The sequence below is a fragment of the Azospirillum sp. TSO35-2 genome (assembly GCF_003116095.1).
Lineage (GTDB): Bacteria > Pseudomonadota > Alphaproteobacteria > Azospirillales > Azospirillaceae > Azospirillum.
The window spans coordinates 1-1,698 of sequence record NZ_LGRA01000019.1 but is presented as its reverse complement, the minus strand read 5'-3'; the positions used below and the strand labels follow the sequence as shown (position 1 = coordinate 1,698).

At 71.1% G+C, this 1,698-nt stretch carries 1 protein-coding gene; it reads left to right on the top strand.

Translation table 11 applies throughout. The annotated features are described in order from the left end of the window. The coding region (locus TSO352_RS33250; RefSeq protein ID WP_199231634.1) for a calcium-binding protein at window positions 1-1,698 on the top strand (1,698 nt) is incomplete at both ends.

The window sequence follows — 1,698 nt, the reverse complement described above, 5'->3', positions numbered from 1 at the left end:
GGCACCGCGGGCACCACGGTGCGGATCACCGCCATCGAGTCGATCACCGGCAACAGCGGGCGTGACGTCGTCCATCTGTCGGACGGCGGCGGCACCTTTGTCGTCAACCTGCTGGAAACGCTGGTCGGCAGCTCGGGCAGCGACGTGGCGATGATCGGCGAGCTGGGCGGCGGCTCGACGCTGCTGATCGCCGGGCTGGAGATCCTGGTCGGCAACGCCGGGGCGGACGTCGTCACCCTCAGCGACGGCGGCAACACGACGCTGCTGCGCATGCTGGAGACGCTGACCGGCGGTACCGGCCTCGACGCCATCACCATCGGCAACCGCGGCTCGACCATGGTGGCGTCGAACCTGGAAACGCTGGTGGGCGGCTTCGCGCTCGACGTCATCACGCTGGGCGCCGGCGGCAACACGCTGCTGGCGTCTCAGCTGGAGACGCTGACCGGCGGCGCCGGGCTGGACGTGGTGACGCTCGCCACCGCCGGCTTCGACAGCGCGGCGGACATGAACCGGGTGTCGGGCACCAGCGGCAACACGCTGCTGGTCGCCGGTCTGGAGACGCTGATCGGGTCGAGCGGGACGGACGTGGTCTATCTCGGCTCGGCCGGCAACACGCTGCTGGTCGCCGGTCTGGAGGTTCTGGTCGGCGGGGCGGGCAACGACGCGGTGACGCTGGGCGACGGCGGCAACACGGTGCTGCTGCGCGGCATCGAGACGCTGACCGGCAGCGCCGGCACCGACCTGCTGCTGCTGGGCGACACCGGCAACACGGCGACGGTGTCGCTGTTCGAGACGATCACCGGCGGCACCGGCATCGACGCCATCCTGCTGGGCAACGCCGGCAACACGCTGGTGGCGTCCCAAATTGAGACGCTGCTGGGTGGCGCCGGGCTGGACGTGGTGACGCTGGGGTCGGGCGGCAGCACGCTGGTGACCGCTGCGGTGGAAACGCTGATCGGCGGGTCGGGGCTGGACGTGGTGACACTGGGCACCGCGGGCACCACGGTGCGGATCACCGCCATCGAGTCGATCACCGGCAACAGCGGGCGTGACGTCGTCCATCTGTCGGACGGCGGCGGCACCTTCGTCGTCAACCTGCTGGAAACGCTGGTCGGCAGCTCGGGCAGCGACGTGGCGATGATCGGCGAGCTGGGCGGCGGCTCGACGCTGCTGATCGCCGGGCTGGAGATCCTGGTCGGCAACGCCGGGGCGGACGTCGTCACCCTCAGCGACGGCGGCAACACGACGCTGCTGCGCATGCTGGAGACGCTGACCGGCGGTACCGGCCTCGACGCCATCACCATCGGCAACCGCGGCTCGACCATGGTGGCGTCGAACCTGGAAACGCTGGTGGGCGGCTTCGCGCTCGACGTCATCACGCTGGGCGCCGGCGGCAACACGCTGCTGGCGTCTCAGCTGGAGACGCTGACCGGCGGCGCCGGGCTGGACGTGGTGACGCTCGCCACCGCCGGCTTCGACAGCGCGGCGGACATGAACCGGGTGTCGGGCACCAGCGGCAACACGCTGCTGGTCGCCGGCCTGGAGACGCTGATCGGCTCGAGCGGGACGGACGTGGTCTATCTCGGCTCGGCCGGCAACACGCTGCTGGTCGCCGGTTTGGAGATCCTGGTCGGCGGGGCGGGCAACGACGCGGTGACGCTGGGCGACGGCGGCAACACGGTGCTGCTGCGCGGCATC